This window comes from Rhodococcus sp. NPDC057135 (assembly GCF_042670865.1).
GTDB lineage: Bacteria > Actinomycetota > Actinomycetes > Mycobacteriales > Mycobacteriaceae > Rhodococcus_F.
Genome location: NZ_JBHUUU010000010.1, coordinates 15,857 through 34,523 on the forward strand (window position 1 = coordinate 15,857; position 18,667 = coordinate 34,523).

At 62.1% G+C, this 18,667-nt stretch carries 12 protein-coding genes and 1 pseudogene; 9 read left to right on the plus strand and 4 right to left on the minus strand.

Annotated features, from left to right (window positions below; all coding sequences use genetic code 11):
* Positions 1–13 precede the first annotated feature (13 nt).
* The 3 genes and pseudogenes from ACFT1A_RS19340 to ACFT1A_RS19350 all read left to right on the plus strand — a co-directional run bounded on the left by ACFT1A_RS19340 (position 14) and on the right by ACFT1A_RS19350 (position 4,194).
* Positions 14–1,674 (plus strand): annotated as a pseudogene (locus tag ACFT1A_RS19340) (class I adenylate-forming enzyme family protein).
* Positions 1,671–3,416: an amidohydrolase family protein gene (locus ACFT1A_RS19345; protein ID WP_378448295.1), complete on the plus strand. Its 1,746-nt coding sequence runs from the start codon at positions 1,671–1,673 to the stop codon at positions 3,414–3,416. The pseudogene ACFT1A_RS19340 and the gene ACFT1A_RS19345 overlap by 4 nt, the downstream one beginning before the upstream one ends.
* Positions 3,412–4,194: an SDR family NAD(P)-dependent oxidoreductase gene (locus tag ACFT1A_RS19350; RefSeq protein WP_378448517.1), complete on the plus strand. Its 783-nt coding sequence runs from the start codon at positions 3,412–3,414 to the stop codon at positions 4,192–4,194. The genes ACFT1A_RS19345 and ACFT1A_RS19350 overlap by 5 nt, the downstream gene beginning before the upstream one ends.
* Positions 4,195–4,239: 45 nt before the next feature.
* Here ACFT1A_RS19350 and ACFT1A_RS19355 read toward each other — a convergent pair whose 3' ends face one another.
* Positions 4,240–5,922 carry a hypothetical protein gene (locus ACFT1A_RS19355; protein ID WP_378448296.1) on the minus strand — a complete coding sequence of 561 codons (1,683 nt, stop codon included), beginning with the start codon at positions 5,920–5,922 and terminating at the stop codon, positions 4,240–4,242.
* Between the two features lie 447 nt (positions 5,923–6,369).
* On the opposite strand from ACFT1A_RS19355, the gene ACFT1A_RS19360 reads away from it, so the two are divergent.
* Positions 6,370–6,945, plus strand: a complete 576-nt coding sequence (locus ACFT1A_RS19360) for a DUF4190 domain-containing protein (protein ID WP_378448297.1) — start codon at positions 6,370–6,372, stop codon at positions 6,943–6,945.
* A 378-nt stretch (positions 6,946–7,323) separates the two neighbouring features.
* Here the strand turns inward: ACFT1A_RS19360 and ACFT1A_RS19365 are convergent, their stop codons facing one another.
* The 3 genes from ACFT1A_RS19365 to ACFT1A_RS19375 all read right to left on the minus strand — a co-directional run bounded on the left by ACFT1A_RS19365 (position 7,324) and on the right by ACFT1A_RS19375 (position 9,666).
* A complete protein-coding gene (locus tag ACFT1A_RS19365) occupies positions 7,324–7,803 on the minus strand; it encodes a carboxymuconolactone decarboxylase family protein (protein WP_378448298.1) in 480 nt (159 codons plus the stop codon).
* Positions 7,800–8,924, minus strand: a complete 1,125-nt coding sequence (locus tag ACFT1A_RS19370; RefSeq protein WP_378448299.1) for a dihydrodipicolinate reductase — start codon at positions 8,922–8,924, stop codon at positions 7,800–7,802. The genes ACFT1A_RS19365 and ACFT1A_RS19370 overlap by 4 nt, the downstream gene beginning before the upstream one ends.
* 61 nt (positions 8,925–8,985) lie before the next feature.
* On the minus strand, positions 8,986–9,666 hold the full coding sequence (locus ACFT1A_RS19375; RefSeq protein ID WP_378448300.1) for an NUDIX hydrolase: 681 nt from the start codon (positions 9,664–9,666) through the stop codon (positions 8,986–8,988).
* Between the two features lie 78 nt (positions 9,667–9,744).
* Between ACFT1A_RS19375 and ACFT1A_RS19380 the strand changes: the two genes are divergently transcribed.
* The 5 genes from ACFT1A_RS19380 to ACFT1A_RS19400 all read left to right on the plus strand — a co-directional run bounded on the left by ACFT1A_RS19380 (position 9,745) and on the right by ACFT1A_RS19400 (position 18,633).
* Positions 9,745–11,667 (plus strand): O-acetyl-ADP-ribose deacetylase, encoded by a 1,923-nt coding sequence (locus tag ACFT1A_RS19380; RefSeq protein ID WP_378448301.1) that lies wholly within the window; start codon positions 9,745–9,747, stop codon positions 11,665–11,667.
* A gap of 270 nt (positions 11,668–11,937) precedes the next feature.
* Positions 11,938–13,080 (plus strand): Ig-like domain-containing protein, encoded by a 1,143-nt coding sequence (locus ACFT1A_RS19385; RefSeq protein WP_378448302.1) that lies wholly within the window; start codon positions 11,938–11,940, stop codon positions 13,078–13,080.
* Positions 13,081–13,109: 29 nt separating this feature from the next.
* The gene (locus ACFT1A_RS19390) at positions 13,110–14,855 is read left to right on the plus strand and encodes an Ig-like domain-containing protein (protein WP_378448303.1); all 1,746 of its coding nucleotides are present in this window, start codon (positions 13,110–13,112) and stop codon (positions 14,853–14,855) included.
* A 105-nt stretch (positions 14,856–14,960) separates the two neighbouring features.
* Positions 14,961–17,084, plus strand: a complete 2,124-nt coding sequence (locus ACFT1A_RS19395) for a phosphocholine-specific phospholipase C (RefSeq protein ID WP_378448304.1) — start codon at positions 14,961–14,963, stop codon at positions 17,082–17,084.
* A 79-nt stretch (positions 17,085–17,163) separates the two neighbouring features.
* Positions 17,164–18,633: a cellulase family glycosylhydrolase gene (locus ACFT1A_RS19400; protein ID WP_378448305.1), complete on the plus strand. Its 1,470-nt coding sequence runs from the start codon at positions 17,164–17,166 to the stop codon at positions 18,631–18,633.
* Positions 18,634–18,667: the final 34 nt, after the last annotated feature.

Here is an 18,667-nt window from a genome sequence, read left to right on the forward strand (position 1 = left end):
AAAGGCGCTTCACGTGACCACTTCCGCTGATACACAAGCATTCATCGCGTCCGTCATGGCCGGATTGACCGGCCCCGGTGGTCCTTTCGAAATGCAAGTCGAGGATGTACTCGGCAGTTCGATGCCCGTCATGAAGAACCGCGACAAGGCACTCGGCGACGTGCTCGCCGCGTCCTTCGACTACGGCTCACGCGACTACCTGGTGACCAAGGACCGAGCTTCAGCTACCTCGAGCACGGTGAAGCCGTAGCAGCATTGGCCACAGCGCTGCGCGAGCGGTACGGCGTCCGCAAGGGTGATCGGGTGGGCATACTTGCCGCCAATACGCCGGAATGGGTGATGACCTTCTGGGCGGCTCAGTCCCTCGGCGCCATCGCCGTCGGATTCAACTCGTGGTGGGTGGCCCGCGAGGTGGCGTACGGCATCGATCACACCACTCCCACCGTGGTGATCGCCGACGCCAAACGTGCACAAGTTCTTTCCGAACTGAACACCGAAGTTCGAGTGCTCACGATGGAAGAAGATCTACCGGCCTTGATGGAGAAGTACTCGGGATCGCCACTCCCCCGCGCTGCTGTCGACGAGGACGATCCGGCCGTCATCCTCTACACGAGCGGAACCAGCGGCCGCCCCAAAGGAGCTGTTCACACTCACCGAAACATGTTGGCCGTCATCGACTACCACCGCTACAGTGATCGCCTCGCTGCGGCGTTCACCGGAAAACCCAGCGACGGCCGACCGAGCGACTTGCGGTATCTGCTGACCGCACCGCTGTTTCACATTGCAAGCCTGCATAACCTGGCGATCCCACGTCTCGCGACGGGCGGAGCAGTGGTCATCCACCAGGGCGCCTTCGACATCGACGAAGTCCTTTCCCTCGTCGAACGCGAGAAGGTCACCAACTGGGCGGTCGTACCCACCATGGCAACCCGTCTTCTCGAACACGGCAGTCTCGAGAAGTACGATCTGACCTCACTGAGCGCCTTTGCGCTCGCGTCTGCACCGTCATCTCCGGCCTTGCAGGACCGCCTGCGTGCACGGCTGCCTTTTGCGCAACACACCTTGGTGGACAGCTACGGGCTCACCGAATCCTCCACCGGCATTTCGGTTGCCACTCCACCAGAACTTGCCGCTTTCCCCGGAACTCTCGGCCGGCCGATCATCGGAGTGAGTGTAGAGGTCCGTGACCCCTTCGGGGTTGCAGTCCCCGACGGTGAGGAAGGTGAGATCTGCGCACGCAGCCCCTACGTGATGTTGGGGTACTGGAACGACGAGACCGCGACTGCAGCCGCCATCGGTCCTGATCGATGGCTCCGGACCGGCGACTTCGGAGTGTTCGAGGACGGCCGACTCCGCCTGACGGGCCGCCGATCCGATCTGATCCTGCGCGGCGGCGAGAACGTCTACCCTCTCGAAATCGAGCAGTGCATCGACGAGCATCCCGCTGTACTGGAATGCGCTGTGATCGGCATTGATTCGGCTGACCTCGGCCAAGAAGTTGCAGCCGTCGTCGTTTTGCGGAGCGAGGGCGCCGCCGGCGAAGAGGAACTACGTGATTACGTCGCCGAACGACTCGCCTACTTCAAGGTGCCGGTGAAGTGGAAACTGAGCACAACTTCTCTCCCCCGCAACGCGACCGGAAAAACGATACGCGCAAAGGTGGTTCTCTCATGACCTACGACGCCGTGATCAACAACGGTCTGTGGTTCGACGGCACCGGGGCGAAACCCGCTGTCCGCAATCTGGGTATCCGAGGCGGGCTGGTCACGGCCATCTCCCTCGATCCGCTCGACGAAACCGACTGTCCCCGTGTCATCGACGCACGGCGCAAGTGGGTGATCCCAGGCATCGTGGACATCCACACGCACTACGACGTCGAGATCCTGGACGGGCCTGCACTCAGTGAATCCCTGCGGCACGGGGTTACGTCGATCTTTGTCGGATCGTGTTCCCTGTCCACAATTCACGCCAGCCCCTCCGATGCCGGTGATCTCTTCGGCCGCGTCGAAGCAATCCCTCGTCAGCACGTCGTCGATGCGCTCACGCGGGCCAAGACCTGGAACTCCGCAAGAGAGTACGTCGCTGCACTCGAGGCGCTTCCGCTAGGTCCCAACATTGCAGCCTTCATCGGACACTCCGACATGCGGGCCGCCGAGATGGGACTGGACCGTGCAACCCGGAAAGACGTGCGTCCCACAGACGCCGAACTCGCGTCGATGGAAGCACAGTTGACCGAGGCGCTCGACGCCGGCTTCGTCGGAATGTCCGGGCAGCAACTACTGTTCGACAAACTCGACGGCGAAACCTGCCGCTCACGAACCCTGCCGTCGACCTATTCGACTACGAAGGAACGACGCCGACTCAACGCGATCCTACGTCGCCGCGGCCGTGTATTTCAGGCCGGACCTGACCTCTCCAACCCGCTGAATACCGGTGCGATGGCATTCACCAGCGTGGGTCTCTGGCGTAAGCGACTCAAGACGAGCATGCTCTCGGCAGCTGACATCAAGTCGAACAAGCTGGCGGTGGTAATCCTCGGACCGCTGGCGCATCTGGTCAATCGACTCGGCGGCAACTTGCGCTGGCAGCACCTGCCAGTCCCCTTCGAGGTATATGCCGACGGCATCGATCTGGTCGTCTTCGAGGAGTTCGGATCCGGCGCTGCGGCACTGCATCTGACTGATGAGATGGAACGCAACGTTCTGATGCAGAGCGAGGAGTACCGTCGACAATTCCGCAAGGACTACGACCAGAAGTTCGGCGTCAAAGTCTGGCACCGCGACTTCTTCGACGCCGAGATCGTAGCCTGCCCTGATGAATCCCTTGTCGGCAAGAGCTTCGGGCAGGTCGGCGTCGAACGTGGCGGCCTCCACCCTGTCGATGCCTTCCTGGATCTGGTCCTCGAACACGGCACGAAGGTTCGGTGGCGCACAACCATCTCTAACCACCGGCCGGAAATTTTGGACAAATTCGCCCAGGACAACGGCGTCCAACTCGGATTTTCCGACGCCGGAGCACATTTGCGCAATATGGCGTTCTACAACTTCGGCCTACGACTACTTCGCCGAGTCTACGACGCCCAAAAAATCGGCCGTCCCTTCATGACGGTCGAGGCCGCGGTGCATCGTCTCACCGGTGAACTGGCCGAGTGGTACGACGTGGATGCAGGACACCTGCGATTGGGTGACCGCGCCGACCTCGTCGTCATCGATCCCGCCCATCTCGACGATTCACTCGAGACCTACGCGGAGAGCCCGGTTGTGGAGTACGACAACCTCTCCCGCATGGTCAATCGCAACGACCAGACCGTCAACGCAGTGTTCGTCGGCGGCGAGTACGTCTTCGGCGACGGAGAAGCAGCACCCGTTCTCGGCAACCGCCGAACCGGAAAGTTCTTGAAAGCAGGTACCCATTAACACGTCCAGATTTGCCGGCAAAACCGCGGTTGTCACCGGCGCGGCATCAGGTATCGGTGCAGCCATCGCCCTACGGCTTCTCAGCGAAGGTGCGCAGGTGGCCGGAATCGACATCGCGGCAGATGCTTTGAAGGCGATTGCGGCTCAACACGACGGTTCATATCTCGCCGCACCAGCCGACGTCACCCAGGAATCCGATGTTGCCGAAGCAATTGCCGCGGCGGCGGCGGAATTCGGTGGGATCGACATTGCCTTCAACGTTGCGGGCGCATCCCGGGTGGGGCAGATAGTCGACCTCGACGAGGCCGACTGGGATTTCACCATCGATTTGGTTCAGAAGGGCGTCTTTCTCTGCACCAAACATGAAGCGCGACATATTCGAGAGCACGGTCGTGGCGGTGCGATAGTCAACGTATCCTCCCTCAACGCGCACGTACCGAGCCCTTATGGGAGCGCATACGCGACGGGTAAGGCCGGGGTCGAGATGTTCAGCAAGAATGCCGCGATCGAACTCGCTGCGTCGCGAATCCGGGTCAATGCCGTTCTACCCGGCCTGGTCGACACGCCGTTGGTCGCGCCGGTCATGAACTACGAGCCCGCCCGCGACATGTTCCTCAGCCGAATCCCCATGTCCCGAGCAGCAACTCCCGACGAGATCGCCGGCCCCTGCCTCTATCTCGCCAGCGACGACGCCTCGTACATCACCGGAACCAGTCTGGTCGTCGACGGCGGCTGGGAGGTCTCGAACTACCCGGATCTGACGACGCTGGGTAACTAGTTCAATTGGCCGACAGGACCGCGCTCGGACTCAGTCAGTCCGTCGTCACCGTGGAGCCCGGGAAATGACGTTCACGACCACTTGTGACGTGATGTCGGCGCGCCCTTGTTGTGCCACCGTGGCTGCGACCAAGTATTCGCCTGGCGAGGGTGCCACGAACCCGATTCCCGGATTGCCGACGAAGCAGCTGTCGGTTGTTTCGGTCTGGGAGAGTCCGGGGCCGGTCACGGTCACAGTGGTCTGACAGCCGGCCCGGACATCCTTGTCGCCTGCGAACGAGTTCACGTGCACGGTCAAGTTCTTCTTCCCCGTATTGTCCGCCACGTAAGTGTTGCCCTCAACGCGGTCGTAGGCCCAGGTCTTCAACTCGATACGGTCGACAACGACTGGTGCTGGAGCCTGCGGAGTTGCTGCTGTCGACGATGCCGACGAAGACGCCGTGCTACGTATCCGGAAATCCTTGACCGAGTCACGAGCTATCGCCTGCACGCTGCCGGCAGTGAAGTCCATGAGCTGCTGGAAAAGCGAGAACACCTCGACCGCGCTGCTCAGTCGATGAAGGGCGGCCGAACGTGCCCTGTCGCCAGATTGGAGACTGACCTGGGTGACAACACACTGGCTGACGTCGGTGATCATCGTGTAGAGATCGCCCGGCGAAAAGCTACTGTCAATCTGTGTCGCGTTGGTTGCCGTAGCGATGCAATCCCATGCCCCTGTTATCGACTCGAGCTGTTTCAGGTCGAGACCCAGCATGCTGATCCCCGAGAGCAAGCTCTTGGTCAAAATGCCCTGCTGCTGCGGCCACAGGCGCACATCGAACTGGTCGATCCCCTCGTTCACGACCAAGCGACCGCCCGACCGCCCCACCAGTACTCCCTTGCTGCCCAACGTGACCGAAGAGGCCAGCGCACCTGCCGAATCGGAGATGCTCAATGCGCCCGAGTTAGTCCACACCCCGCCGGCCGTGTCCGGTGCCACCACGATCGTGTAAAACGAGCCCGTCGCATTCTCGAAGTCGACCGCCAGCGCGCCGCCGCTGTTGACAAGGCATCCGGCCACTGCCCCGGGGCTCACGGCGGTCAATGTGTACTCGATCCCGTCGAGTGTCACTTCGCTCCGCTCCCGGCACTGGGAGTTCGAGTTCCCGCGCACCTTCTCGAAGACCCGCTGAACACCAGCCTTGAGCACCTTCGGGTCGACGAAGCTGGCCCAGACGCCCGTCAGATGGGTCAGATCCGCTGTGATCGACTTGGTCTCCGGATTCCACTGTGCGATGAACATGTCGAACTCATTCGGATCCGATTCGGACACCGTTTCGACCACAGCTACAACGCCATCGGTGAACTTTGCGACCAGATCAGGACGATCCGAGAGATCGAACTCCACTCTGACCGGTGCTGATGGTTGGGTCTTTCCCGCGTCCATCTGCACACTGACCACCTTGGTCGACGCCACGCGGGCCGCAGCCTCGGGGATGGTCGCGTGACCTTCGGAGATCGTAAGGTGCCTGCGACTGTCGCCGGCACTGGCGCTGGCTCGAATCTCCACCCCGTCGACCGACGCAACAGCCTGACTTCCTCCTGCATCCGCGCTCGAAGAGTTCGAAATCGCCGAACGCTGTGCCGCCGGTGCTTCCGTGGCTTGTCGCCCGTCACGGTCCAATACCGCGCACGACGCCAACGCGATTACCGCCACCACCATAACGGCCGATATACCAGTGCGCCTCACTCGATCTCCTCAAGTCGTAGTGCCGCCGGCCGCAAACCGAGTGACCAGCAAACGCACAGTCTCGCCTCGAGCCACGACACATCAAACATCCAATCCGAAAGTTCGGAGACGAACCGGTGATGCCGGGACTCCGCTTCTCACTGCGGCGCAGCGCAACCGAGCGGTTTTGAGCGATTCATGCCGTCCGGAGCGAGGATGATGGTGGAGCACAGTAGCTGAACTATACGAAAATTTTCACGGCTGAACCCTCCGGCCATATGTATCCGATATGGATAGCACACGACCCGTCGGATGAATATATTTCGACAATATATTCATCCGATTGGATGACTACACAGGTCTGTGGGGCCCTGCTAGAAATGGAAGTTCGAAGAACTGTTTACGCGAGAATGGTGTCCGTCCACGGTATTCGATCCGAACTCTCCGATGACTGGAAGGCGGGAATTAATGACAAAGCCCGAAGGCGAACCGATCGAGATCGAGGCCGTCGGAGCTGAACAGTCATGGCAAGAGTGGATTCTGATGAATCTTGCGCTGGTTCCATTCGTATGGAAACTGCTGGGCGGGGTAATCGTTGGTTCCATGCTAAGTACAGCATTCCTCGGGCCGGATGCAGCGGGCATCATTATGATCTGTGGTCTGATCTTGTGCGTTCTTGTCGCCGCATGGAAGCGTGCGATGGCCCCACCGGAGATCCGCCCGACACGGTCCCACATCGGTTTTACTCATGATGGCGAGCCTGTCTATCCGGTAACCGGCTACACCGCGGATGGACGAGCCGTGACTTCGGACAAGTTTGTTGCAAATCCCTCTTACAATTTCAGCACTCGCACGAACTCACTGGCGATTGCAGCCCTTGTATGTGGGTTTGTTTTTGCACCGCTTGCCATTGTGTTCGGCCATATCTCTCTGGGCCAAATTCGGCGGACGGGCGAGCAAGGGCATGGACTTGCAGTGCTGGGCCTGGTGCTGGGTTACTTCTGGGTGATTGTCGTTGCGGCCGTGTTGATGAGCATAACGTAGCGCTCGTAATCATCCTGTCGAGATGAATGTGCATGGCTCAGGCACCTGCCGCGCGAGCCGTCGATGTCCGATCCTTTAGAGAATTCACCAGGGTGCGGACTGCGGTCGCCACGGTTTGTGCATTCGCCGACGCTGCGACGGCATACGTCGAATTCAAGGCGGCGTCGTCCGGAATCGTTGTATCCGCGACTGATACCTGTCTTCCCGGCGGCCTTACGATCTACCTTGCTGTCAACCCCGCAGTAAACCGCAACCGGTGACCGCAGAGTGAGCGGGGCGTCTTGCACAGAGGAGTCCCGATCTCGTCTTGTGCGGCCGTGCCAGGATCGGACTTTCTCGATCAAACCCCCGCTCCGTTCGGATCTCGAGAGGTCGAATTCAGTTGCCGGGCAACACACATTGCGTGTCGAGGCCGAGGACGTGGTTGAGCCTGCCGAAGGCCAACCACGATCCGAGGCACATGCTCAACTCGACGATTTCCCGCTGGGAATAGTGAGCGGTCATGCGTTCCCAGAACTCGTCGTCGAGCCCGTGGTGGTCGAGAGCGTATCTCTCGGCATATTCGGCAGCGAGGCGTGTCCTGTCGTCGAAGGCATCGGTGTTGCGCCAGTCGGTGACAGCCTGATCGAACGTCGACTCCACCGTTTCGCCGTCGCGCTCGGTGCGCCAGTCCTGGCAGAAGATGCATCCGTTGATCTGAGCGATCCTGAGCCGGGCCGCTTCGAACTCGCGGAGGCCGAGAGTGCCGTCCGTGTAGACCTTTTGGGAGAATCCTGCCGCTGCAGGCCCGATGCCGGGGACCATCTCACCCCACACGTAGCCGATCGGATTCTTACCTTCGGGAATGTCGATGTTCATGTGAGTACCTCCGAGTTTCGGGCACCGAGCTTGCCGACGCCTGGTGTGAGCGGAACGTCCAGCGCGTCGTAAAGGCCGGGTTCGGCCTGACGCAACCACGGAATTGCATTGACGAGACGTCCTACGGCGGTAGCATTTCCGCCGGCCGCGCGGTTTCCACCCTCATCAGTGGCCTCGACGTTGATCTCGATTCGTGGTCGTCCTTCGACGATCACCTTGTGCGCACCGTCGCCACCGTCGGGTGGGAGCGGCCAATCGCGGGCACAGGACGGATGAATACGCGTGACGTGTTCGATCACGATCAAGGGTTCCCCGCAGACGATTCCCTGAACCTCGAATCGCAGTGCGCCTTGGGTGCCGGCCGCGAACTCCCCCATATGTTCGGTCGACACGGTTTCCTCGAGCGGGCGGCGCAGCAAAGTCTCGCGGATCTCGTCGAGTTCCACCCCGAGTGCCCGCGCGATGAGTCGAATCTGCCCACCCCAGACCATGGTGGGAACACTGGGCGCGACCATGGGAGGTTCGTAGTCCATCGGCTGACCCATCCCGATCAGGTAGCGGACGGAATCCGGCTGTTCGTAGGTCGTGTAGTCGAAAATTTCCTGACACCGAATCTGATCGATTGTCCCCGCGAGCCCGCTGACGAGAATCGGCAGGATGTCGTTGCCCCAACCCGGATCGATACCGGAGACGAACAAGGCGCCGCCGCCTGCCTTGGCAGCAGCTTCGACGGGATCACGAAGCTCGGGAGGTGCCGATTTCGGGTCGTACAGCGCATATACGGATGGCGTGACCACCACAGCTCCGGCGGCCAGAGCCCGCGTGATGTCGGCAACCGCGTCATCGGGCCGAATGTCGCCGGACGCCGCGTAGACCACCGCGCCTGGGGACGCAGCGAGCACGGCCTCGGCGTCGTCGGTAGCAGCGACGCCCAGGTGTACTCCCAGATCGGCAAGATCACCTGCGTCTCGCCCGACCTTCGCCGGGTTGGCAACGATGACGCCGACAAGTTCGAGGGCGGGATTGGCTGTCACAGCGCGAATTGATGCGCGCCCGACGTTGCCCGTACCCCACACGACGGTCGGAATCTTGGACTCGGCTTCATTCGAAACTGCACCCATCAATCGGACGTTACCCAGCTCAGCGCCTCAGGTCAGCAGAATCGCAAGAATTCGTTTCACTTTATCCGGTCAGAAATGCCATTGCCTGCGCAGTCAGTGCGCCGTCACCCCGCCTCCGGTACGTCTCGGCCGGCCGGCCGTTACCTGGCCTACTCATCTCGCCGGTGCTTTCCAGCGCGTCGATTACCTGCCGGCGGAAGCTGTCTTTCTGGAACGGACGATCGAAGATCACCTCGTAGAGGCCTCGAAGTTCGGCAACGGTGAAGGATCCGCCCGACAATCCGTCCGGATCAACGTACGACGCATACCTCGTACGCAGGTCCGTGACCGCAAGTCGCACCATGTCGGCATGATCGAACGCAAGTCCACTTACCGCCGCGTCGTCGTACACATCGACAAGAAGCGCTGAATCGGGCAGAGCCGATTCCACCAGGCCGGCGGTGTGCGCGACCGACAGAACCCAACCGCGGTCGTCGCGATCCGGTCGGTCGAAAATCGCCAACTGGTGAAAGTTCGTCTCGGCCAATGCGGCCTTGACCGACAAGGCGCGATCGGCTGCGGCCGTGAGCAATTCGCGTTCGTGCAGAAATGTTCCCGGTAGCGCCAGCGAGCCGAGACGATGCCGGACAACCAGTACTTTCAGGGATCCACCGCTGTACGTCAGCACCGCGACGTCCACCGCCACGGACGGACGTGGATAGTCCGTCAATGCCTTACCGCTCGTGTCTGTCCATTTATTCACCCTTGCATGTTATCTCAAACATGATCTATGGTTAGCGCAAAGTTGATCAAACGATCATCGCGAATCGAAGAGGTGGCTATGAAACTCACCGCACAGCAGTCCGATCGAGCTGCGGGCGTTCTGCTCGGCACCGCAGCCGGAGATTCACTCGGCGCCGGCTACGAATTCAGCTACCCGAAGGCCGAGGTCGCCATCGACATGATCGGCGGCGGCCCGTTCAACTGGGCGCCGGGAGAATGGACTGACGACACCTCGATGGCAGTTGCGATTGCCGAGGTGGCCGCGACCGGAATCGACATCGGAAGCTCTGACGGTCTCGATGCCATTGCAGCACAGTTTATCCGGTGGTACGACTCGAAGCCCGAGGACATCGGCAACCAGACGCGAGCGGTACTGTCGGCACGATCCGAAACCGCAGCCGCGATGACAAATCGTGCGCAGGAGATCAGCGGCCGCAAGGCCGGCAACGGCTCACTCATGCGCACCGCTCCCGTCGCCCTCGCCTACTTGGACGATGCAGACGGTGCCCTGGCGGCCGCGCACCGGATCAGTTCACTCACGCATGACGACCCGCGTGCCGGACAGGCGTGCGAGTTGTGGACCTACGCCATCCGCCATGCCGTTGTCGCCGGCAACTTCGACGGTGTTCGCGGCTTCCTCTCGGTCGTCGATCAGGAGGTCGCCGAATACTGGGGCCCGCTGCTCGATCAGGCCGAAACCGGGAAACCGCAGGACTTCTCCAAGAACGGCTGGGTGGTACATGCACTTCAGACTGCCTGGTGGGCAATCACCTCCACGGACAATTCCGATGCTCGCCACCTTCAGCATGCACTGGAAGCGGCCGTACGAGCCGGCGGGGACACCGACACGACCGCGGCTATCGCAGGCGGGTTGCTCGGCGCCCGTTGGGGCGCGTCGGCAGTTCCCGCGCGCTGGCGCCGAATCATGCACGGCTGGCCGGGATATCGTTCCTCCGATCTGGTTCGCCTGGCGATCAAGACTGCTCGCGGCGGCACCGACGACCAGAACGGTTGGCCGTCGACGGCAGAACTCGACTACTCGAGGTTCCGCGGAACCCACCGCCTGACGACGCACCCGCACGACGACGGCGTCATGCTCGGCGGCGTCGATGCGGTGTCCACTGCGGACTACGACGCCGTGGTCAGCCTGTGCCGCATGGGAAACCGACAGGTCAGCTCCGATCACGTCGAGTTCTGGTTGGTCGACGACGGTCATGATTCCAACGCGAACCTCGAGTTCGTTCTCGACGACGCAGCGCGCACTGTCCAGGCGTTGCGAGCTGAGGGAAAGCGCGTACTTCTGCATTGCGTTCAGGCGCACAGTCGCACGCCGTCGGTTGCGGCGCGATACTCGATGTTGATCGGACGTGATCCCTACGACGTACGCTCGGCTATGCCGTGGGCTCGTCCGAAGCGTGAACTCTGGAACACAGCCGTCGGAGACACAGCCGTCGGACACACAGGAGCATCCATGCCCGTCATTGCAGTCGTCGAAGGTGACATCACGACACTGACCGTCGACGCCATCGTCAATGCGGCCAACTCCAGGCTCCTCGGCGGTGGCGGTGTCGACGGCGCGATCCACCGAGCCGGAGGACCGGAGATACTGAAGGCTTGCGAGGTATTGCGCAACACCAGCCTTCCCGACGGCCTGCCGGTGGGTGCGGCCGTAGCCACCACCGCCGGAAAGCTCCACGCCAAGGCCGTGATTCACACCGTCGGCCCGAGGTATTCGCGATCCGAGGACCGCTCCGGATTGCTTCGGTCGGCGTACACGCGCAGTCTCGCCGTGGCCGACTCGATCGGCGCACGAACCGTCGCCTTTCCGTTGATCTCGGCAGGGGTGTACGGCTGGCCGAAGGAAGACGCGGTCTGGCAGGCCGCTTCAGCGATTCGCGCGGCGAAGACCGAGGTCGAGACTGTCACTCTGGTCGCATTCAACAAGGAGACGGCAGACCTGATGCGCCGCGCCATCGCCTGACCGTTCACCGGGCCCACATCACTCCACCTCGAAGCGCTGCAGAGCGATCAATCGAGTGGAGAAATTTCACCGATTGGACGTTTGTCCAACAATTTGTCCGAATCGCATATTTCGCAGCCAGCTCTGTGTTCTACTCCACTCCAGGGTTTGAGCTGGTGGTAGGCAGACGACAAGACGCATTCGCTTCTCTGTCAGCTCGAGGCCGGTTCCCGGACCCGGCTTTCAGCCGAGAGCTCGATATTTTTCGGGCGCTACTCAAGGAGAATGTGAATGGTGTCGACGTTGATGCGCCGAGGAGTAGGGGTGGCCGCGTCCTTGACCGGATGCGTTGCCCTGGTCGTCGGCGGAGCGGGAGTCTCGTCCGCAGCTGATGTGAACCTTCCGTTCACGGCATCGTGCCATGGGTGGCAGTTCCCCGGGCCGATCACACACAACGAGACGCGTGATTCCGGCGTCACGATCAGTGCCCCGACCGTGGTCCCGCCGAACTCCACCTTCACTTACCGTCTTGCCCCCAAGCCGATGACGGTCCCCAAAGACGGTTACGACCTCAGGTCTGTCGTGAACTGGACCCGTCTGAAGTTCGATTTCGACATCCCCGCAGGCACGACCTACGTGGGGGCGCAGATCGTGGCGGGCACCAGCTCGAATCTGGGTGGGGTCGCGCCGACGATCACGCGGGTGAACGATGCCGGTTCACCCGATCCGAGTGGGACGCATCTTCGTATCTCCGGCAACAACATCACCGCGGGCAACGGACCCAATACCGACGACAACGGCGGCGGTGGAATCGAGGTCGGTGGAGGAAAGACGTTCCAGCTCCCGGCAGTTGACGTCACCGTCACGTCCGGGGCTGTCGGCACCCAGATCAAGCCCATGCTGCGCGTGTCCGACACCAATTCGGGTTCCTACGACAGTGCCGCCAACTACCTGACATTCCTGCAACAGGAGACGCTGCTCGGTGGCGTCAAATACTGGCTGACCACCAATTGCTCACCGCGCGACAATCGTTCGGCTGGATTGAACGCAGGCGGCCAGCCACTCGCCGTGATCAATGTCGACTCCAGCCTCGCTCAGACACAGACGCGAATCGAAGCGCCCGGTAAGGCCGTCGTCGGAGACTCCGTGGAGTTGACGGCAACGGTCACTCCGTGGCCGTCGGGTGGAACAGTGCAGTTCCGTGACGGTGGGGTAGACCTCGGCGCTCCGGTGGCCGTCGTCAACGGTGTCGCAAAGGCCAATCGCACGATGACAACAGCGGGCGACCACAACATCACGGCGTACTACACGGGATCTGCAGGCTTCATGGAGTCGATGTCGGGCGCCGTGACGATCAACGTCGTCGAACCGTCCGAGCCCGAGCCTGGCACCGGGAGCCTCGGCAGCCTCGGCACCCCCGGATTCGGGTCGTGAAAACTGTGAGCAGAAACCAGGATTCGTCGATGAACTCGAAACTGCTACGCGGCTCTGCGATTGCAACCGTCTCGGTGCTGGCCGGCGGCCTGTTCTCGATCGCCGGTGGCGGGATCGCCTCTGCGGCCCCCGAGACCAAGAGCGTGCCCTTCACAACTGCATGCCACGTGCGCGAGATGGACGGTGTAGCAAGCCCGATCACGTTCAACGAGACGCTCGGATCGGGAGTCACCATCACCGCGCCAACCACCGCGGCACCGGGTGAGACCGTCACCTACCGCGTGCAGCCGAACGAGATGAAGGCAAACAACAGCGGGCATGCCAGCCGTGGAGTTGTGCACTGGGCCCGAATCAAATACGACTTCGACATCCCGTCGGGCGTCGAATTCGTGAGCTCCCAGCTTGTGGCGAACAGTGCATACGGCCTCGGATCGGACAGTGCCACTCCAACAGTCACACAGATCGACGACGGCGGAAATCCCTCTGCATCCGGAACGCACCTGCGCATCTCCGGATCGAATCGAACCACCGGCAACGGTCCGTCCTCCGCAGTTCGATCCAGTGACGGAATCATCGTCGGCGCCAACACCAAGTTCCGACTCCCCGCAGTCGACGTCACGGTCAAAGCTGGTGCGGCCGGTACCGAAATCAAGCCTTCGCTGAGGGTTTCCGATCCCGGTTCCGCCAACTACGACGACGACCGAAATGCGCTCACGTTCGTCCAGCGCGAAAAGGATGTCTTCACGGTCAACTACTGGGAGCGCTACAACTGCTCCCCGCGAGACAACAGGAACTCCGGCCTCAACGCCGGCGGCCAGGCTCTGACCACCATCTACGTCAGCCAACCGACAACGACCACAGTCCAGATGCCCGGCTCGATCCAAGCCAGTACACCGACAGAGCTCGTCGCGAAGGTGGATCCGGCTCCGGTCACTGGAAACGTGCAGTTCCGGGTGGACGGCGCCGACGTCGGCACACCGGTCACGCCGGGTGCCGACGGCATTGCCCGGCTACCGCATACCTTCTACACCGCCGGAACCGCGCGGGTCTCCGCAACGTTCCAGGGAGTCAACGGGTTCCAGAGTTCCAACTCGACCGAGGCGATGGTCACGGTGACTGCCGCACCTGTCGTCAAGCAGACCGACACTGCCGTGAACGTTCCCACCGATGCAAAGACGGGCGTATCGGTGTCGCTGAGGGCGCAGGTCACGCCGACACCCACCGGTGGCACTCTCCAGTTCAAGGATGGCGCCGCAGATATCGGCGCTCCGATCCCGGTGGGCGCTGACGGCAAAGCCACCCTGGAACATGCGTTCACCTCGGCTGGATCTCATGCAGTGTCGGCCTATTACTCCGGCGCAACAGGATTCATGCCGTCGATGGCATCCGCTCAGACGGTCACCGTGTCTGACCCCGCGCCGTCCGATGTCACCACCTCGACCTCACTGGCAGCTCCCTCGACGGCCAAGCAGAATGTCGCGACAGAACTTTCCGCGACGGTCAGTCCCAATCCCGGCGGGGGCTCGGTTCAGTTCTACGACGGGGACCAACCCATCGGACAGCCCGTTGTCGTCGGAGTCGATGGAGTGGCACGACTGACGCACACTTTCGCATCGACGGGCGATCATCGGATCAAGGCGTCATTCGCGGGGCGTAGTGGATTCACACAGTCCGCGTCGGACGAATCCGTCGTCAAGGTTTCTGCTGCGCCTGACGACGGCGGGAACGGCGGCTCGGGCAGCCTCGGCTCGCTGAGCGGTCTCTTCGGTTCCTGATCGCAATTCGCTCGACACTGTTGCCGCTGCACCGATTCGGAGCAGCGGCAACAGCATGTCACGGCCGTAGTCATAGCACCGATTGATTTATCTCATGGAGCACAAGTGTCTAGGAATCCTCTTTCCCGACGGTCGTTTCTCGCCGCAGGGGTCGGTGCGACAGCACTCGCCGCCACTTCCCTTCTCCCGCCGTCGCTTCAGCGTGCACTCGCGACACCCGTCAACTCCGGCGGGCTCGATTCGATCGAGCATGTTGTCCTCGTCATGCAAGAGAACCGATCTTTCGATCACTACTACGGCGCGCTGAGGGGGGTTCGCGGATTCGGGGATCCGAATGCGCTGCGTCTGCGCGGCGGCCACAGCGTCTTCGAACAACCCGGGCCTGCCGGTCCTGTGCTCCCCTTCCCCATCCGCGATTCCGCTGCGGCACAACGCATGGACACCCAGAACGTCACCGGACTCGACCACAGCTGGGCGGGCGGACATGCCGCACTCGCCGACGGCTGGCACGACGGTTGGATCGCGGCAAAAACCGGTACGACAATGGCGTACTACGACCGGCAAGACATCCCCTTCCATTACGAACTGGCGGACGCGTTCACGATCTGCGACGCCTACCACTGCTCCGTGCCGACATCGACGAGCCCCAACCGGAACTATTGGGTCTCTGGATACACCGGATACGAGCCACTCTCGCCGAATCCAACAGCGTCGGTACTTCCTTCGGATCCACCGGGCCCGGAGGGGCGAGCCGTAACCAATGCGGCCTACAACCCCTGGCACGCCGGTTACGGATGGACGACGGTCCCTGAGCGACTACAGTCCGCCGGCATTTCCTGGAAGACCTACCAGGAGTGGGACAACTTCGGAGACAACAACCTCGAATACTTCACCCCCTTCAAGAAGGTGGCGGCAGGGCTGCTCGGCCGGCCTAGCCTGCTCCCTTTCGAACTTCAGACCTTGGCCGGGTTCTATCTCGCCCTGCCGTCGATGCCGCCGCCGGTCCAGGACGCAGCGGTGCGTGCGCTGGAGACCGCTGCAGATCAACTGTCCCCTGCTGATCGCCAACTCTACGACCGCGCGTTGTACCGATCCCGGCCCGGCACGCTGGCCGCCGAGTTCAGGAAAGACGTCGAGTCGGGGACGCTGCCTCGAGTCAGCTATCTTGTTCCGTCCGAGTTGGATTCGGAGCATCCTTCGGGATCGTCACCAGCGGCGAGCGCAACACTGCTCTATCAAGTGCTCGACGCCATCGCCTCCGATCCGGATCTATGGGCGAAGACGGCCGTGATCGTCAACTTCGACGAGAACGACGGGTACTTCGACCATGTACCGCCGCCCAGACCGCCGCGCTCGATCGAAACCGAATGGGTCGGCAATCAGCCGCTCGGTCTCGGTCCGAGGGTGCCGATGACGATCATCTCGCCGTGGACCGTCGGTGGTTTCGTCTGTTCGCAGGTATTCGACCACACTTCTGTCACACAGTTTCTGGAGAAGCGGTTCGGAATCACGCAACCGGAAATCGACCCGTGGCGACGCACGGTGAGTGGTGACCTCACGTCGGCGTTCGACTTCGCCAACCCGCGTAGCCGACCTACGTTGGCGCGCCCGCAACCCACACCGCCGCTGGAACCGCGATGGACGCCAACCCCTCCCACCGAACAGAGCATGCCCCTACAGGAAAAGGGAACTCGGCCTGCGCGAGCACTTCCCTATCAGCCCGACGCTTACGCGACGGTGGACCCGGACGCCGGCTCGTTGACGGTCCATCTGGCCAATACCGGTGCCGCATCAACGCACCTGGCCTTGTACCCGTATGCGGGTGAGTTCGACGAGCCGCGACACTACGACGTCGTCGGTGAAGCCGACGACGTCGTTGCGCTCGCTGACCGGGTCTACAGCCTGACCCTGTTGGGTCCCAATGGTTTCAGACGAGAGTTCGCCGGAGCGACAGACAGTGCGGCAGCTTCGCTCGACGTCTCGACACTGATCGACACGGGGTCACGCACGCTTGTTCTGTCCGCGACCAATTCCGGTAACCGCGCACTGTCCGTCGATGTGGACGGGGATCGACGCAGGCTCGGAGCGGGTGCACGCGGTCGGTGGACGGTGCCGCCGGTGGACGGTTGGTATCAGGCCGCCGTGACGGTCGACGAAGATCCGAGTTTCCGGCGACTGCTCGTCGGACACATCGAGAACGGGCGGACCAGTGTCAGCCAACCGACGTGAGTCTGCACCGAGTAAACAAGCCCAGATCTGAATCCCAGTGGGACAGGTCAATCAAGTCACACTTCCCGTAGGAGGCTCTATGCGTCGAATCCCGCTCTCAGCACTGATCATCGCAGGCTCGCTGGTCTTGGGCGGCGGCATCGCCGCTGCCGAAGGTAGCCTGCCGATGCCAGGGAGTGCCGCCGGCACCGATGTGCCACCGTCGTATCTGACCGACGACGCGGGCCGCTCGCTGATCCTGAGAGGGTTCAACACGGCGTCGAGCGCAAAAAGCTCACCGGACGGCATGCCGGAGTTCACCGAAGCGGATCTCGAACGCGAACACGGCGACATGGGAACAAATTTCGTGCGTTTCCTGATCTCCTGGCGTTCGGTGGAACCCGAGCCTGGACAGTACGACCAGGAGTATCTGGACCGTGTCGAGGACCGAGTCGGCTGGTACGCCGAGCGCGGCTACAAGGTCATGCTCGACATGCATCAGGACGTGTACTCCGGCGCGATCACTCCAGAAGGCAACAGTGGCAACGGCGCCGGCAACATCGGCAACGGCGCACCGGCCTGGGCAACGTACATGGACGGCCTTCCGGTCAGCCCTCAAGACCGGTGGGAGCTGTACTACATCCAACCCGGTGTGATGCGCGCCTTCGACAACTTCTGGAACACGACCGGTCAACACCCCGAACTGGTCGAGCACTACGCGAACGCCTGGCAGGCAGTGGCCGAGCGTTTTGCAGACAATGACACCGTCGTGGCATACGACCTGATGAACGAGCCGTGGGGCGGTTCCCTGCAGGGACCTGCATTCGAAGGTGGCCCCCTCGCCGCCCTGTATCAGCGAACCACCAACGCCATCAGAGAAGTGGATCAGGACAGTTGGGTATGTGTGGCCCCGCAAGCAGTCGGCGTCAACCAAGGTGTCCCCAGCGGGCTCACGAAGATCAACGACCCACGAGCCTGCGAACAGCGAATCGCTTACTGCCCGCACCTGTATCCGTTGCCCCTCGATCTCGGTGACGGGTACTCAGGCATCTCGCGCACTCTCACCGACGCGACCATCGACACCTGGCGCGACAGCGTCGAACACATCGCCGGCAACGTACTCGGCGGCGCTCCGATCATCCTCGGCGAATTCGGTCTCGACACAACACTGCCCGGCGCAGCCGACTACATCGACCGCGTCTACACGACCGCGCGCGAACTCGGCGCGGGTGTCTCGTACTGGTCGAGCGATCCCGGCCCTTGGGGCCCGTACCTGCCGGACGGAACGCAGACACTCCTCGTCGACACTCTGAACAAGCCCTATCCGCGTGCCGTCGCGGGCACACCCACCGAATGGTCGTCGGCCGTTGACCACCTTCAGCTGACGTTCACCCCGGACCCCGCAGTGACGGCACCGACCGAGATCTATCTACCCGAGAGCGGCTTTCCCGGCGGCGTCGACGTCGCGGGCGCCGACATAGTGAACTGGAATCCCCAAAGCCGCCTTCTCACAGTGGAAACCGCGGACGACACGGGTCCGGTCACAGTCACGGTCACTCCGGCAGCCTGATCTCGAGTGTCAGAGTTCCTGGATATTTGTCCAG